The sequence below is a fragment of the Psychrobacter sp. Ps7 genome (assembly GCF_022129225.1).
Lineage (GTDB): Bacteria > Pseudomonadota > Gammaproteobacteria > Pseudomonadales > Moraxellaceae > Psychrobacter > Psychrobacter immobilis_A.
Map to the genome: position 1 here is coordinate 47,701 of NZ_JADQAH010000015.1, position 17,390 is coordinate 65,090.

General features: G+C 43.1%; 11 protein-coding genes. 5 read left to right on the forward strand and 6 right to left on the reverse strand.

The window, feature by feature from the left end; genetic code table 11:
• Positions 1–7: 7 nt before the first annotated feature.
• The 3 genes from I3257_RS07265 to rsmG form a co-directional block, all read right to left on the reverse strand.
• Positions 8–1,153 carry a ParB/RepB/Spo0J family partition protein gene (locus tag I3257_RS07265; RefSeq protein ID WP_238049256.1) on the reverse strand — a complete coding sequence of 382 codons (1,146 nt, stop codon included), beginning with the start codon at positions 1,151–1,153 and terminating at the stop codon, positions 8–10.
• A 153-nt stretch (positions 1,154–1,306) separates the two neighbouring features.
• Positions 1,307–2,086 carry a ParA family protein gene (locus tag I3257_RS07270; RefSeq protein WP_201581186.1) on the reverse strand — a complete coding sequence of 260 codons (780 nt, stop codon included), beginning with the start codon at positions 2,084–2,086 and terminating at the stop codon, positions 1,307–1,309.
• Positions 2,087–2,311: 225 nt separating this feature from the next.
• Entirely contained in the window at positions 2,312–3,028 is a 717-nt protein-coding gene (gene rsmG / locus I3257_RS07275; protein ID WP_238049257.1) for a 16S rRNA (guanine(527)-N(7))-methyltransferase RsmG, read from the reverse strand.
• Positions 3,029–3,400: 372 nt separating this feature from the next.
• Here rsmG and I3257_RS07280 point away from each other — a divergent pair, with 372 nt between their 5' ends.
• From I3257_RS07280 to I3257_RS07290, 3 genes are all read left to right on the forward strand, one after another.
• Positions 3,401–6,256, forward strand: coding sequence for an ATP-binding protein (locus I3257_RS07280; RefSeq protein WP_238049258.1), 2,856 nt, complete (start codon positions 3,401–3,403; stop codon positions 6,254–6,256).
• 165 nt (positions 6,257–6,421) lie between these two features.
• The gene (locus I3257_RS07285; RefSeq protein WP_238049259.1) at positions 6,422–7,540 is read left to right on the forward strand and encodes a WYL domain-containing protein; all 1,119 of its coding nucleotides are present in this window, start codon (positions 6,422–6,424) and stop codon (positions 7,538–7,540) included.
• Positions 7,541–7,628: 88 nt separating this feature from the next.
• Positions 7,629–8,276, forward strand: a complete 648-nt coding sequence (locus I3257_RS07290) for a TerD family protein (RefSeq protein ID WP_045452128.1) — start codon at positions 7,629–7,631, stop codon at positions 8,274–8,276.
• A 112-nt stretch (positions 8,277–8,388) separates the two neighbouring features.
• On the opposite strand, the gene I3257_RS07295 is transcribed toward I3257_RS07290, so the two are convergent.
• Complete coding sequence (locus I3257_RS07295) at positions 8,389–9,372, reverse strand: ion transporter (protein ID WP_055124234.1); 984 nt, start codon at positions 9,370–9,372, stop codon at positions 8,389–8,391.
• Between the two features lie 842 nt (positions 9,373–10,214).
• Between I3257_RS07295 and I3257_RS07300 the strand changes: the two genes are divergently transcribed.
• Positions 10,215–10,856 (forward strand): OmpW family outer membrane protein, encoded by a 642-nt coding sequence (locus tag I3257_RS07300; protein ID WP_055124235.1) that lies wholly within the window; start codon positions 10,215–10,217, stop codon positions 10,854–10,856.
• Positions 10,857–11,082: 226 nt separating this feature from the next.
• On the opposite strand, the gene I3257_RS07305 is transcribed toward I3257_RS07300, so the two are convergent.
• A complete protein-coding gene (locus tag I3257_RS07305) occupies positions 11,083–12,822 on the reverse strand; it encodes a 2-oxo acid dehydrogenase subunit E2 (RefSeq protein ID WP_238049260.1) in 1,740 nt (579 codons plus the stop codon).
• A 25-nt stretch (positions 12,823–12,847) separates the two neighbouring features.
• Positions 12,848–15,661 (reverse strand): pyruvate dehydrogenase (acetyl-transferring), homodimeric type, encoded by a 2,814-nt coding sequence (aceE, locus tag I3257_RS07310; RefSeq protein WP_238049261.1) that lies wholly within the window; start codon positions 15,659–15,661, stop codon positions 12,848–12,850.
• Between the two features lie 630 nt (positions 15,662–16,291).
• Here aceE and I3257_RS07315 point away from each other — a divergent pair.
• Complete coding sequence (locus I3257_RS07315) at positions 16,292–17,338, forward strand: hypothetical protein (RefSeq protein WP_238049262.1); 1,047 nt, start codon at positions 16,292–16,294, stop codon at positions 17,336–17,338.
• Positions 17,339–17,390 lie beyond the last annotated feature (52 nt).

Consider the following 17,390-nt stretch of genomic DNA (forward strand, 5'->3'; position numbering starts at 1 on the left):
AGCGATATCAAGCCTGTGCTTCTATGTGCTTAATCAAAGCTGCTAACTGATCTTGGTTATGGAAAAATATCTCAACACTACCCTGGCCATCTTTTTTGTGTTTGAGTTTGACTTCAGCCCCTAACATATCTGTCAGTCTTTGCGTCAAGCGCTCAACCTCACGAGATTGCGTTTGCTCAGCACGATTGGCTTTAGGCGCAGGCTGCAAGATCGATTTAACCAACTTTTCAGCGTCGCGTACCGTCATACCACCGTCGATAATTTTTTGCGCGATAATCGGCTGCTGCTCAGAAGATAATGCCAAGAGCGTGCGCGCATGACCCATATCTAGGGCATTATTTGCCAAATGATCTTTGACTGTATCATGCAGTTGATTGAGACGCAGCAGGTTTGATACGGTGGTGCGCGCCTTACCAACGACTTCGGCAATCATCGCATGACTCATACCAAATTCAGTATGAAAGCGTTGTAATGCGGCGGCCTGTTCAATCACAGACAAATCTTCACGCTGGATATTTTCAATCAAGGCCAGTGCGATGGCAAGCTCATCAGATAAAGCACGTTCAATCGCTGGAATGACAGATTTTCCTGCCATTTTTGCCGCACGCCAGCGGCGCTCGCCAGCAATGATCTCATGGGTAACGAATGCTTCACTCTTGTCTTCATTGGCCAATAACGGACGGATAACGATCGGTTGCATAACGCCATGCTGCTCAATCGAAGACGCCAGCTCTGCAAGCGCCGTTTCACTCATATCACGGCGTGGCTGATACTTACCCGCTTGCAAACGCGTGACATCTATTTGCACCAAGCTTATCTGGTCTTCAGAGGCACTAGTATCTGTTCCATTAACACGATTCTTATTAGCCGTACCTTTGTTTATCGTGCGCGGCGACCGTGTAGTTCGACTGCTGGTAGTGGTGTCAGAGGCGATAGCTTTGGTCGTTGGTTTTTCACTGGTCTCATTACTATCAGATTGAGCAGGCGTGCTAACATTTAATCTATCAGCGTTTAGCGTTTCAGCTGGCAAAGTACTCTCACGCGCCGCCATATCGTCTTGCAAGGCAGAGGCGGTGATTTGCTTTTCTTTTTTGATTGACCCTAATAAGGCATCTAAGCCTCGATTGGCAGCCAACCCTCTTTTCTTCGCCATGATTACCTATCCTCTAACGCTAAAATAAAAGCCAAATAATTATTAATACAGCTTACTCATTACTTATAAATACGACATTCAATGTTCAATATCTGTTTAGTCGCTTGTGCTGACATTCTATCACTGGTGCTAAAAAACATGCATACATGCGTATTAATCACTTTGTTTCATGACTTCAGCCGCCAATTTTTGATAAGCGCGCGCACCTTTTGACCATCTCTCATAAGCGATGACTGGCAAACCATGTGCTGGCGCTTCTGCCAAGCGAATATTTCTTGGAATATGGGTCTTATACATAATATCGCCAAAGTGCGCTTCCAGCTCGGCAGACACGTCGCGAGCCAGTGTATTGCGTGCATCAAATAATGTTCTCACCACGCCGCGGATATATAGCTTTGGATTCAATTCCGTCAAGCGCTCAATCGTCTGCGACAAATCAGCCAAGCCTTCTAATGCATAGTATTCACACTGCATCGGAATAATGACGCTGTCTGTAGCAACTAACGCATTAATCGTCAGCAAATTCAAGCTGGGTGCGCAGTCTATAACCACATAATCGTAAGCAGGTTTTTTAGCAGCTAGCTGATCATTAACCAAAGCCACCATTGCTGTTTTAAACAGCTCATGACTATTGGTCTTATTCATTAGGGTGATATCCATGCCAGCCAAATCACGATTGGCACCGATCACATCAAACCCTGCCGGACTGGTAACAATAGCATCAGACAGCGACACCCCATCCAATAATACGTCAGCGATAGTTAGCCCAAGCTCGTTTTTATCAACACCCGTACCACTGGTAGCATTGCCTTGTGGGTCTAAGTCAATCAGCAGTACATGCTTGCGCTTCGCAGCCAAGCTGGCGGTCAAATTCACTGCCGTCGTGGTTTTACCCACGCCGCCTTTTTGATTCGCAATTGCTATGATTTCCATACACTCACTCAATTTAATTAGGGTCTATTACTATTGTTTTACTTTTGGCTTACACAATCGATTTTTCACTAAACTTTGCATAGCATAGTACTCATAAGTGTAAACAGTACGAGTATCTCTATACAATTAGCACTATCTGTATCACCATATTTTGAATATCTTGCCATTCAGATATCAAAAAAACCATGTGTCACCGACACGTATCACTTAAAAGGTGTTCATAGCTTAGACATTTTTATAGGACAATTCAATTAAATGACGACTATCATGTAAACGAGGCACTTTAAGCTTAATCGTCTTAATATGCCAGTCATTGTCCAGCGCTTGTAGTTCTTCATCGCTTGGCGCTTTGCCTTTCATCGCGCATAGGTAACCGTTATCTGCTAAGCGCGGCTGAGCCACTTCGACAAAATCGATCAAACTGGCAAAGGCTCTAGAAGTCACAACGTCATAGCTGGCTTCATGCGCCTCGATACGAGAAGCGATTGGCTGCATATTATTCAAGCCAAGCTCGCTGCTGATTTGCTTAATAAAACGAATTTTTTTCTGATTACTATCAAGTGCGGTGCATTGACGCTCTGGCTGACAAATCGCAATAATAACCGCTGGCATCCCTGCTCCTGTGCCAATATCTAACAGTGACCCTGACGGTAAATGCGTTATAATAGTCAAACAATCGATTATATGTTTGATTAAAGCCTCTTCTGGATCAGTGATGGCGGTCAGATTATACGCTTTATTCCACAACAAAAGCTGGTCTAAGTACAATAATAATGTGCGCTGCTGCGTCTCACTCAAGGATAAATTGAGCTCATTGACCGCTTGAGCCAAGGTATTCGCCAGCGCTGGCAACTGTGCGCCAAGCTTTACAAAGCCAGTCGGATCAATACGGATATTGCCCGTGTTGGCAGAGGATGAAGATGTTTCAGTAAAGTCTGACATACAACGAGTTATCCAGTTTTGACATGTGAACCGTCTATTTTATCATGCAGTCTGCCCATTGAATAGTTGCAGATTGCGCCAATGTGAGACATCTTATACTATCTGAGCCTATATTGAGGCGTTATTGTTCTTTAATCGCCTTAAATGGATGATGAATGATGGCTTATATAGGCGTTTTTAACAGAGCCTGCTAATGATACAAAACTGCTTTTAATGATTTATTTAAAATATCGTTTTATCTTGTAAGATGTTTTTATGAACGATGCAAATTAACTAGAAAAAACCAAGTATTAGCACTCATTAGTAACCTTAATAACACTTAATAGCACTTAATACATACGCCACTTTCTACAAACGATATAATTTATACCTATGACCAAACAGCCACACATCCCTACCTCTCAATTATCGAGAGACGCTAATAAAAAAGACGCTAATAATATGGCAACACCCATCATTGAATTAAAAAGCACCAAATCAGCAACAGCGAATGCACCGCATCCATGCTTTATTGATATCAAGCAGCGCTGCCTTGTCACCGCTGAGCAACTAAAACGCTATAGCGACCCTGATGAATTACCCTCGGATACCCGTACGGCACCAGATCTAGACGTTGGCTTTGGTCAACAGCGTGCCCTAAAAGCCTTACAAACAGCTTTGGATATCAAAGCCAGTGGCTATCATGTGTTTGCTGCTGGTGAAAATGGCTTGGGCAAACGCACCGTCATCAGCCGCTTGCTAACGCGTATTGCCGCCGATGCACCCACACCTGACGACTGGGTATATGTGCATAATTTCACCGATCCACGCACCCCACTAGCCTTGCGATTACCTGCGGGGCAAGCCTCCTTATTGCAGCAGCAAGTCAATCACTTATGGCAACAAGCCAAAAAACGATTGAGCCAACGCTTTCGTAGTGACCAATATCAAAGCAAAATCGAAGCCATCAAAAATGACACGCATCAAAAAGAAAGTCAGGCTTATGATGTGCTCAATGCGGAAGGCAAACAATATGATTTGGCGTTGACGTTTCGCTCCTTTGATAATAAAGCGGTGTTTGTACATCCCAGTCAACTCGCGACAGAAACTAGTGGTGGTGATGATAAATTATCTGCTAGCAACAAAAATAAATCCGTGAGCGATAATAGTAGCAAAGCGAGCATTTCTAGCACCGAGTATAACGATCCTATTAATGCAGAGCGGAATGAAAACAATACTGAATACGGTAATAGTGAATACGAAGCTGAGTTAAATAACTTTGTCCAAAAAAACCATATGCAAAAACGCTTAAGTCAGTTGACCATCGCGTTAGAGCAGTTAGAGGACGAAGCCAATGATGCGATAGAAGCCCTGCATCGCAATATTGCACGTCGTGCATTACAACCATTATTTGCCCCTGTTTATGAGCAATTTGCCAGTCACCCGTTGGTCATTGACTATCTCAAGACCGTATTTGCCGACATGGTTACGCATGTCGAGCGCATCGTCAATGGCGATGACGAAGAGTTTGTAACGGCAGTTTTGGCCACGACCCCAAGTCGCTATGCGGTCAACGTCATTGTCAGTCACATGCCGGACGACGGTGCACCCGTCATCTTTGAGGACTTACCGACGCACTTGAACTTGTTGGGTCATGTCGAGCAAATCACCCAATTGGGCACGGTCACCACTGATGTCAGTATGATTCGAGCAGGTGCTCTACACCGTGCCAATGGTGGTTATTTACTATTAGAAGCGAGTCACTTACTTGAGCATCCGTATGCTTGGCAGGGTCTCAAGCGGGCGCTACAATCACGCAAAATCAAACTCTCAAGCCTTGAACAAATGCTGACCTTAACAGGCAGCTTATCGTTAGCACCTGCCCCCATTGACCTTGATGTTAAAGTGATTTTGCTTGGTGAAGCAGACTTATATTATGAGCTGTTAGAGCTTGAGCCTGAGTTTGATGCGGTATTTAAAGTACGTGCCGATTTTCACGATGATGTGCCTCGCAGCAGTGAGCACGAATTGGCGTTAGTCGCAAAAATGGCTGACATCATTGACTATGCCAATCTCTATCCGTTTGATCGTAGCGCGCAAGCTGCCCTACTTGAGCATTTAAGCTTACAAGCAGAAGACCAAGACCGCTTAAGCTTGCACAGTGATTTATTAATCAAGCTATTGCATGAGTCTAACCGCCACGCGCATTTAAGCGGAAAAAACATTGTTAATGCCTATCATGTCACACAAGCCATCGATGATATGGACGAGCGTTCAGGATACCTGCGTGACCTCTATTGGGATGAGCTCAAAAACGGTCAGCAGCTTATTCAAACCACAGGCAGCGCGGTCGGACAAGTCAATGCGCTGACAGTGGTTAGCTATGCCGATAGCGAGTTTGGCATGCCCGCCCGCCTGACTGCCGTCATTCAACCAAATATCGGTACGGGTGAGATTCTCGATATCGAGCGTGATGTAGATTTGGGTGGTAGTTTACACGCCAAAGGCATGCTGATTATGACCAGCTATTTGCGCGCATTATTCAGCCAACATCATGCGCTCAACTTTAGCGCCTCGCTCGCTTTTGAACAAAGCTACGCCCATATCGATGGCGATAGTGCTACCGTCAGCGAAGGCTGTGCGCTGCTATCTGCCTTAGCAAACGTCCCGATTGATCAGTCATTTGCCATTACTGGCTCTATGAACCAATTGGGCGAAGTGCAAGCGGTTGGCGGTATCAACTCTAAAATCGCCGGATTCTTTGATGCATGCCGCGAGCAAGAATTGACTGGGAAGCAAGGCGTGGTCATTCCAATGGCCAATGTCAAACAGCTCATGCTGCGTGACGACATCATTGCTGCCGTCAAAGCGAACGAATTTCATATTTATGGTGTCTATACACTGAGCGAAGCATTGACGCTGATGACTGGTTTGCCTATCGATACCATGAACAAGAAAGGTCGCTATCGTAAAGACACGTTGTTTGGCAAAGTTTTAAGTCGTCTGATGTTATGGGATGAAAATCAAGATAACAATGACGATGGTATTGATGATAAAAAGTCCAAAAAGAAAGATAAAAAAAAGCAAAAAGCAAAACGTCAAAAAAAACGGGACAAGAGAAAAAAAGAAAAATGTAAAGACAAGGCGGAGCATAACGAAGTCGTTATAAATGATGATCAAGGTATCAACCAAAGCATCAATCAAGGTATCGATAACAATGCCACTAAAACGCCCATTGACGCCATATAAGCTGATTTATAGTGAAATTTAGCCTTGTCAAAACCAATCAATAAGTCAGTGTGCTAATTTAAGACATGCCCTAGACGCTACGATGCTTTTCTGCGATGATGAATGGTTAATACTCCGCTAAGCTATACAAAAGCCAACTCGTAATTTCATAAAGGTTATCGCTTAATGACTGTACATTCTACTGACGCCGACCACTCTCATGCTCAAACGAACTCTGTTGAGCAAGCTAATACTGTAGCGGCAGCGGACAGTCATGTCTCAGAAGATAATAACGATAATCGCCATGGCGCGGCGACGACAGCGCGCCAGTGGCAAGTGCTATCGCAACTACAGCGCAACCGCTGGGTGGGCACAACCCATATCTACGAGCAGCTGATGATGGCAGGCTTTGACATCAGCCTGCGCACTGTCCAGCGCGACTTAAATGCGCTGGCAAAACGCTTTCCCATAGAAAAAAACAACGCCAACCCGCAAGGCTGGCGCTGGCGTGATGACGCGCCACTCCAAAGCTTACCGCACATGAATCTATCGCAAGCAGTCGCCTTTAATATGGTTGAAGCCAATCTAACTCAGCTACTACCACCTGTTATTTTAGATGAATTATTCCCGTGGTTTGACTTGGCAAGGCGGCAGCTAAAAAACAGTAAAGTCACCCATTCATGGATCGACAGAGTGCGTATCGAGCCTGCCACTCAGCCACTAATCGCGCCGCATATTGACTTGGATAGCAAAGACAATATTTACCATGCGCTGTTTTATCAATTACAAATCAAAGCCTGCTATACCCGCAGCAATAAATCACAGGCCAGTGAATATCTTTTGAATCCTATAGCTATCATCCAGCGCGGTGTGATTATTTATCTGCTGGCAACTCGTACTGATGATCCAAACTTTACCATTCGTACCTTTGCCCTACATCGATTTGCTAGCGTTGACATTCTTGAAAGCGCCGCACAAACACCTGAGAGTTTCCAACTCGATACTTATTTGGATGCGGGTGGTATGGGCTTTAGCCATCCCTTATTCGGTGAGCTGCCTAATCATGGCAAAAACACCGCTATTGAGCTACAATTCACCAAACAAGCGGGCAAAAGCCTGACTGAAAGCAAGCTCAGTGACGATCAAACTGTTACGTTGGATGATGACACGCTGACCATTCAAGCCACTGTCAACCTAACTTCGCAACTGGTTTGGTGGTTGCGTGGTTTTGGCAATGGTTTATTGAATGCCAAACCAGCATTGTTACATCAAGCCGTATTGGATAAGTTTTTTGATCATAAATAACAACTGCGAGTAATGACGCTCAAATCTAACCGTATTCAGACGATTACCACTATTTAAAAATAAAGAACGAAAATAGATAAGGAATGTTATGCCGACCACTGCCTCATTGCCATTACTGTCAGACAGTTTAAGAGGACTGGGCTTAGATGCTGGAACCTTATTTTTTGCGCTAAACTATGAATTTACCAAGATTGAGCCAAAAGGCATGTTTAAGCGCTTTAAAAAAAACCAGAGCGCTATTGATATTGATTTGGCTTGCGTACTATATGACGACAATTGCACCATCAGTGATATCGTTTGGTTCAAACAATTGCGCGATAAAGCGGAATCAGTGAAACATCAAGGCGACAGTCTCAATGGCAAAGATCGCGGCGAACAAGCGATGTATTTGGCACCTCTTGACCAAGAGCAAATCAGGCTTTACTTAGATAAAATCCCAGCACATATCACCCATATTGCTATGATAGCCAACTCTTACCACGGTCATCCGTTTTCAAGAGTCAAAAAAGGCGAGATTCATCTAAGCGATGATGAAGGCAATCGATGTTTTGAAGTCAATCTAAAGCAACTGCCACGTGATTGTACGACGCTGTGGGTGGCACATTTACGCCGAGAAGTGGATGATTGGCATCTCACACTGCAAAACTTACCCCTTCCTGCCGAAGATTTAGCAACGGCGGCGCAGCAAGTCGCCCATGAATTGGCCCGTGCGCTACCCATTCCACAAGCTATCTAAATACCATAAAACATCCGTTTATTGCTAATAAAAGGGTGCAACGTTCTGATAACGTTGCACCCTTTTCTGACATATCCATTTTTTGAAACCTAAAATAATTACTATAAAAGACTTACAGTGGCTCACCGCAATGTGGGCAAAAGTTCTTTTGTCGTTCTTCCACTTCTCTTTCGCGGCGCTCAAGCTCTTGTTCGCGTAATACCTGTAATACGATATTTTGCGCCTGCTCTTTATCCAGTCCCAGCTCACGGCGAATTTTATCGATCATCATCTGATTTTTCACCAAATCAAAATCACTATCAATCAACTGTGCTCGAAAGTCCTGTTCAAGCTCTTCACGGCGCTGAGCAAGCTCATTTGCCAAACCAGTCGCTAAAATACCTGCAGGTAATGCCGCCAGACCCACACCTAATATGGTAATAACCGCACCCAATATTTTACCCGCATTGGTAATCGGCGTGACATCGCCATAGCCCACCGTTGTTAGCGTCACCACCGCCCACCACATCGCTTTAGGTATCGACTCAAACTCTTCTGGCTGGGCGTGGTTTTCAACCAAGTAAATGCCGCTAGATGCCGTCACAATCATAATTATTAAAATAAAAATAACCGCTTGGAACGAGCCTTTTTCTTTGCTGATGACCACCAATAAGATGCGTAACGAAGCAAAATAGCGTGTCAGTTTGAGAATTCGGAATAAACGTAATATACGTAAGAAGCGTAAATCAATCGTAACAAAGAAATTCAAGAAAGCTGGCGCAATGGCGACTAAATCAATCAACGCAGAAGGACTTTTCAACCACTCCCAGCGCTGACGCCAAGTGGTGCCATCTGGTTTTTCCTCGGCCACACTCCACAAACGCAGCAAATACTCAATAGAAAACACCACGATAGAGAAATTTTCAAACCAAGTAAAATACTCTTGATAAGGGTAATACCAACTGTCAACCGACTCAGCAATAACCGCTGCTACATTGGTCATGATTAAAAATATTAAAAAGTAGTCAACGCAACGGCTAAACAGCGTATCGTGCTCATCATTTTGCAGAATATCGTAAACGAAAAGACGCAAGCGCCGTATAGATTGGAATAGCATGCCGTCCCTATGCGGTGAAACACCGGTCTTATATTAGTATAATAAAGCAGTCATCACAGAATATGACATTAATGCTCGGTCACTATCAGTATTTCATACCCATCATTACTTAGCGATATAGTGCTCTTAAAGCATTACTAGTGACAGGACTGTCTTATTTATTATGAAGCATGATCGGTGATTATACTAAATTTAAATAGTACATGTAGGCAAACAAAATTAGCACCAGCACAATGGCGATGATAGCGAAGCGTAAGAATCGTTCGTCAGCGCGTAATTGCTGACTGATATCTTGAGCAGGCAGCAAAAATAAGTTGCATTCAGGACAGCAAGAGTCCATCCGATCCAATATCGTCACAGAACGTGCGTTTGTGCAGCGTAGAGGAGAATTACTACAATAGCCAAGCATAATATATTACCCCTCTTTTCCCACTCTCATTATTCATTCGAAAAGTAATGAGACTATCATTACCGACTCTAAGCTTTTGACATTTTAATATTCTAAAAATATCAGCGAGAGTTTAGCACCATTGACTATCGACCAAATTCTAATGCCATACCTCTGTATAACATCAGCATGAAGGGATCTAAGTCTTGCTTCAAAAATGCTAACTGTCCTAAGTAATTTTTAATTACCTCGACAAATATACCTTTAACGGTAAATTTATGCCATAAAAGCCATTAATATGCGTTTAAAACCTTACAGTAAATATGGTTTTGTATTATAATGGCGTTGTAATGTTACAGGTTAGTCAATAATCATAACATTGTGTATCGGTACCTAATGTCATCCCTCGTTAGATAGCCACCGATAATCTTCTATCACGTTAAGGAATCAAATGATGAAACTACAATCCCTAGTTTTAGCCACTGCTGCTGCACTTACTATGACCACAGCGTTTGCTGTACCAGCTGGTACTTGGTCTGTCGCTGCTGGTGCTCACATGGTTGACCCAAAAAGCGATAACGGTACACTGGCAGATGGCACTATTGGTGTCGACGTAGACAGTGATGTTCAACCAACCATTAGCGGCGAATATTTCGTTGCCAATAACATTGGTATTGAATTACTAGCGGCTACACCATTCCATCATGACATTACCTTAACTGCTGGCGATGCTACTATCGATGCTAAAACTCAGCATTTGCCACCGACTCTATCGGTACAATATCACTTCGATGGCTACAACATGCCTATGAATGTGAAGCCATTTGTTGGTGTTGGTGTGAACTATACGACTTTCTTTAAAGAAAAAATCTATAGCGATGCTTTCGAAAAATTAGAACTTGATGATAGCGTCGGCGTTGCTGGTCACATCGGTCTTGACATACCTTTTGCCCCAACTGAATACTTCCGTATTGATGCTCGCTATATGGACATCAAAACAGACGCCAGCGTAAAAGCTAATGGTGAGACCATTGACCTTGGTGAAGTTGACATCAGCCCTTGGGTATATGGCGTTGCTTTTGTTAAGACTTTCTAATATAACATAAAGTAATGTGAATAAAAAAAGCTGGCTTAATCGCCGGCTTTTTTGTATCTAAAGTTTAAGCGGCAATGATTATAGATAAAAAGATTATAGATAAAAACGATTGTGCTAAAGTCATTAACCGCTAAAAATCTGGCGACCATTAGCAACAAATTTTAAGCATAAAAAAAGACCATCCTAAGACAGTCTTTTTTTCAAATCCTTTTAGTACAAACAATTCTTACAGCAAAATACGGCGCGGATCAGCCAGTAACGTTGCAATATAACGGGTAAATACGGCAGCATCTGCTCCATTAATCACACGATGATCGTAAGAAAGTGACAATGGCAACATGAGACGCGGCTCAAAGCTTTGCTTTTTAGCATCCCAACGTGGCTGCATGCTTGCCTCAGACACGCCTAAAATACCCACTTGAGGCCAATTTACTAATGGCGTAAAGGCAGTGCCACCCAAGTTTCCTTGGCTTGATATGGTAAAGCTTGCACCTTGCAAATCTTTAGTAGTGAGTTTTTTGTCACGTGCTTTTACCGCAAGCTCACCAATTTCAATGGCGATTTGCTTCAAGCCTTTATCCTGCACATTCTTGATAACAGGTACGATGAGACCATCATCCGTTGCCACCGCGATGCCCATATTTACGCTTTTACGTAAGATAACTTGCGTATTGTCGTCGCTTAAATGACTGTTAAAGCGTGGATGCTGCGTTAAGGCATAGGCCGTCGCTTTGACCACGAACGCTAAAATCGTGAAGCCGATACCTTCAGCTTTCATGCTACCTTTTAGCTCGCCGCGCAGTTTTTCTGTCTCAGTGATATCAGACAAATCAAACTGGGTCACTTGTGGCAACAAGGTATTATAGTTGAGCTGCGGTATCGAGACTTTTTGTAGACGGCTAAGGTCTTGGGTTGCTGTTTCACCCCAAATCTCAACGTTGCTCATGTCAGGTAAGCTTGGCAGGCTAGCGCTGGCTACATTGCCACTGGCAGGTGCCGCTTTTTGAGTGCTTAAGCTTTCTTTAACATGTGCAAACAAGTCTTCTTTTAGAATGCGATCATTCAATGCCGAACCATTCACTTGAGTGATATCAACACCTAACTGACGTGCCAGCTTACGAACGGCTGGACCTGCATATACGTCAACCAACTTTTCATTAACCTGTGCTTCAGTCAATTTATCAGCTTGCTTACTAGCGACCGCATTAGGCGTTGTAGATTTTTCTGCCTGTTTTGCCTCACCCGTTGTTTTAGCAGCAGCTTTCTCTTCTGATTTGGCTGGTGCTGAATGCTTTGGCTCAGCGCTATCTGATGTAGACTCACTTTCAGCAGCAGCATCTGCACCACTACTTATAATAACGATAAAGTCTTGACCATTAGCAACCATGTCACCTGTTTCAACCAGTATTTTTTCAATCTTACCAGCGACTGGTGCGGGTACTTCTACCGATGCTTTATCAGATTCAATCAATAGGATTGATTGATCCGCAGTCACGATGTCACCAACACTGACCATGATTTCAGAAACTTGCGCTTCATCAACACCTAAATCTGGCAATGCATGAGTGGTCGATTTACCAGCGTTAGACGCAGGCTTGTCATTAGAGTCAGACGAGGCTGATTCAGTTGCCGCAGGCTCAGCCTTTGTTTCTGGCTTAGCATCTGCTTCTTTCTTTTCATCAGCAGCGCTATCGTCATGATTATCTACATTACTTTCTGCACTATCTTCTACATTGTTTTCTGTACTTTCAAGCTCAATCAGTACCATACCTTCACTGACCTGATCACCAACAGCAACGCTGATTTTGGTGACTTTGCCAGCAGCGGAACTTGGTACTTCAACCGAGGCTTTGTCAGATTCTAATAGAATGATGTTGTCATCTTTTGCGATGACATCACCCACTTCTACCATAATTTCGCTGACTTCGGCGCTATCAACACCCAAATCGGGGGCTTTAATATCCATGATTTATCTCCTAGTCTTATGATTATTATTCTTTGACATCACCGTTATTAAGTAAAGTCGCATCCGCTTGATCTTCAGCTCGACCCTCATTGCTGATTTCATCATCATCTTCAGCGACAAATTCAGGGACAGGATTTGGATTGACATTACCAGGTGCTGGTGCATCGGGAGAATGATCATAATAAGGCTGTTGTTGCCATGCAGGTGGCTGATCCACATCAATGCCTAAACTTGAGATGGCATCTTTCACCAAACGCATCTCAACTTCACCCTCATCCGCTAGGCGTTTGAGCGTCGCAACCACGATATGAGCCGCATCAACGTTAAAGAAGCTACGCAGATTTTCACGAGTATCAGAACGACCGTAGCCATCTGTGCCTAGCGTAGTATAAGGACGATTATCTGGCAACCAAGCACGGATTTGCTCTGAATAATTACGCATATAATCTGTCGCAGCGACGACGATACCTTCATGCGGCGCTAACTGCTCAGTAACCCAAGGCACTCTCTCTTCATCCATTGGATGCAAGCGGTTGTAGTCATCACAGACCATGCCGTCACGAGTCAACTCGTTAAAGCTGGTCACGCTCCAAACGTTGGAGGTGATATTGAACTCATCTTTTAGAATCTGCGCCGCTTTTTGTACTTCACGTAAAATAACGCCAGAGCCTAATAGCTGTACTTGAGTTGAACCATTGTCTTCGAGCAAATACATACCGCGCTTGATACCTTCTTCGGCACCTTCTGGCATCTCAGGTTGCTCGTAGTTTTCGTTCATTAGCGTTAAGTAATAATAAACGCGTTCGCCTTCACCATACATACGGCGTAGACCGTCGTGCATGACGACTGCTAGCTCGTAACCGAAGCAAGGATCATAAGTCACACAGTTAGGCACAACGTTAAATAGAATCTGTGAATGACCATCTTGATGCTGCAAGCCTTCGCCGTTCAAGGTGGTACGACCAGCTGTTGCGCCTAGCAAGAAGCCCTGTGCTTGACAATCGCCTGCCGCCCAAGCCAAATCACCCACACGTTGGAAACCAAACATCGAGTAATAGATATACATCGGAATCATCGGCAACGCATTCACAGAATAACTGGTTGCCAACGCTATCCACGTACTCATTGCGCCTGCTTCGTTGATGCCTTCTTCTAACATGTGACCGTCGATGGCTTCTTTATAGCCCATCAAAGCTTCACTGTCTTCTGGTGTATATTTTTGACCAACCGCAGAATAGATACCCAATTGACGGAACATACCTTCTAGACCGAAAGTACGTGCTTCATCAGGTACAATCGGCACGACACGATCTTGGATGTCTTTGTTTTTTAGCATGGCTGACAACAAGCGTACGAATACCATCGTCGTTGATTGCTCTTTACCATTGCTGCCTTTTAATACCCGATCAAACATTGACAGTTCAGGAATATTCAATGGGATATGCCCACTGCGGCGATTTGGTAAATGACCACCTAGCGCTTCGCGGCGACCTTTAAGGTACTTCATCTCCGCTGAACCTTCTTCAGGGCGATAGAATGGTAGCGTCTCTAGCTGCTCGTCAGTAAATGGTAAATCAAAGCGATCACGGAAATACATCAACGCTTCTTGATCGAGTTTCTTAATCTGATGTGATTTATTGACCGCCTGTGTTTGAGCCGATAAGCCATAGCCTTTAACGGTTTTGACTAAAATAACGGTTGGCTGACCTTTGGTTTTCATCGCTTCACTGAATGCAGCATACACTTTCATTGGATCATGACCACCACGATTCAAGCGCGAGATATCCTCATCAGATAGCGCATCAGCCATCTCTTCTAACTCAGGATATTTACCAAAGAACTCTTTGCGAGTGAACTCAGCTGTACGGGCTTCGTATAGCTGATACTCACCATCGACCACTTCTTCCATACGATGTTTGAGCACGCCAGTTTTATCATTGGCAAGTAAGCTGTCCCATTTACCACCCCAGATAACTTTAATCACTCGCCAGCCAGCCCCGCGGAACACAGACTCTAGCTCTTGGATAATTTTACCATTACCACGGACTGGACCATCAAGACGCTGTAAATTACAGTTGACGACCCATATGAGGTTGTCCAACTTTTCACGGCCAGCGAGAGAAATAGCCCCTAAGCTTTCTGGCTCATCCGTTTCACCATCACCCAAGAACGTCCAAATCTTACGACCTTCTTTCTCTAGCAGACCGCGGTTTTCCATATAGCGATGTACATGGGCATGATAAATCGACATGATCGGACCAAGTCCCATCGATACGGTTGGGAACTGCCAATAATCTGGCATGAGGTACGGATGCGGATAGCTTGATAAGCCTTTGCCGCCGACTTCACGACGGAAATTATCAAGCTGATCTTCGGTCAATCGACCTTCTAAATAAGAACGCGCATAAATACCGGGTGCTGAGTGACCTTGATAATAAATCATGTCACCACCGAAATGATCGCTGGCAGCACGGAAAAAATGGTTAAAACCTGTCTCGTATAGCGTGGCACTAGAAGCGAACGTCGCTAAGTGACCACCCAAATCGTCGTCATTTTTGTTTGCACGCATGACCATGGCCAATGCGTTATAGCGAATCAAAGCACGAATTTTGCGCTCAATGGTTAGGTCGCCAGGGTACATCGGTTCATCTTCAACGGAGATAGTATTGATATAAGCGGTATCGAGACGATTGAACGGCAGGCCTTCTTGAACTGCCATATTGTATAAAGCTTTTAGCAGAAACTGAGCACGATCTTTGTCTGCATGTTTGATAACAGATTCAAACGCTTCCAGCCACTCTTGGGTTTCGGTGCTATCAGCATCCTTATAATAATTCATCACTATTGTCCTTTTTTATCAGTCAGTCCTGCCCGAAGACAGGATATTATTAAATCAAAGTGTTACTTCAATATTGTCGTGCGGGAATAATTTTCTCAATGACTTCCTTGTTAATTTTAAGAAGTGAGATTTATAGTAGGGTGCGGTTATGCAGCAGTATTTGACCGACTCATCATCTGGAGCAGCCTCACATAGCCAAAATAAAAACAGCGCTACTATCCATCGCATATGAACTGAGTATTTAAAAGTGGTTATATAATAAAATGCTAACCCAACTTTTATAGTCAATTATCAAATGATAATAACTCTTTATTATAGGCTCTTATGCTGCAGTTGTTTATAGCTGTAAAGAAATGGTGATATGACAAGTATTTTTGAAATAAATAATCATTAGTTTTTTTAGAAATGTTTCAAAGAAATATAAAGATTGTTTGCTAACGAGCTGACATCTATAACTAGATACTGTAGCTGGTCATGAAATATCTGCCATTCATCCACTTCGTAGGACTTTTACGAAATTATTGCTTAATATGTTAAGTTACGTAATATATACATTAGTTTAGTTAGTGAAATAATTGAGAACTAGTTAAACGCTTATAGCAAGTTTTAGCTTCTTATAGGAATAATCATATGCATAAAATGCCATACGTTCTAAATTCAATAATTTCACAACTATTCAGTGAACATATATATCGGGTGCTGGCATTGATAGCCGCTATGGGCTTGATGTTGGTTAGTAATACATCCTCTGCAAGAGTTGATAATCCAGGCGCAGTTTGTCCTGCTGGTTTTTCAAAAGACAAACTGACAGATAGCGACTATACCAATTTATTTTTAAGTAGCAGCAATAATAACTACTTTAATGTCGCAGGTAATGCTTCAGATAGTATTCCACTACAAATGAAAATGGATCTTAGCGAATCTAGCACTAGTAATACTAATAATAACTTTAGCATTATAGATGCTAGCCAGTATAGGGTTATAAATATTGGTAGAAACTTTTCTACTCCAACTGCATATACAGATATTACACTAAGCTTTCGTAATAAAACGACCCAACAGCCTCTCTATTTGACCAACGTAGCTGTGAGTGCATTTGATATTGACTATTCAAATTCTGGTAATAATTTATTCGATGACTATGTACGCATTACAGGTACTACTGAATCTGGCTCTATTATTGATGGCACACTACAAACAATATCAGGCTCAAATGTCATATACTCTGCAGGATTAAACAACAGCACTTCCTTCAATTGCCCATCAAGAGATTTAGATACACGCTGTCAAGGCTCTATACAATTTTCTCAAGCTGTCAGTGAAGTGACATTTCGTTACACCAATAATCCTATATATGTTAAAAATGACCCGACTAATCAAGAAGTACAAATTCGCGTAGACAATTACTGCTATGTTCCTCAGTATATATTTTCAGGTACAGTGTTTGATGATAACGGTGGTATTACTGATACCCAAGCTGATGCTAATAACGCCAATATTACTAGTGGTACCTATTTTAATAAACCAAACTACTTTAACGGTGTATTTAATACCCCTCAGGAATTAGGTATTAGTGGGAGTAATGTAAGATTGGCTAATTGTTCTAATACATCTACTACTTATCCAACCCAATCGGTAATTAGAAACGGGGCTTCTGTCGGTGAGTATCAAATCTGACCCCTGCCGTCAAATCCGTACACATAAACTTGGGAGATTTTAGTTACGCAGC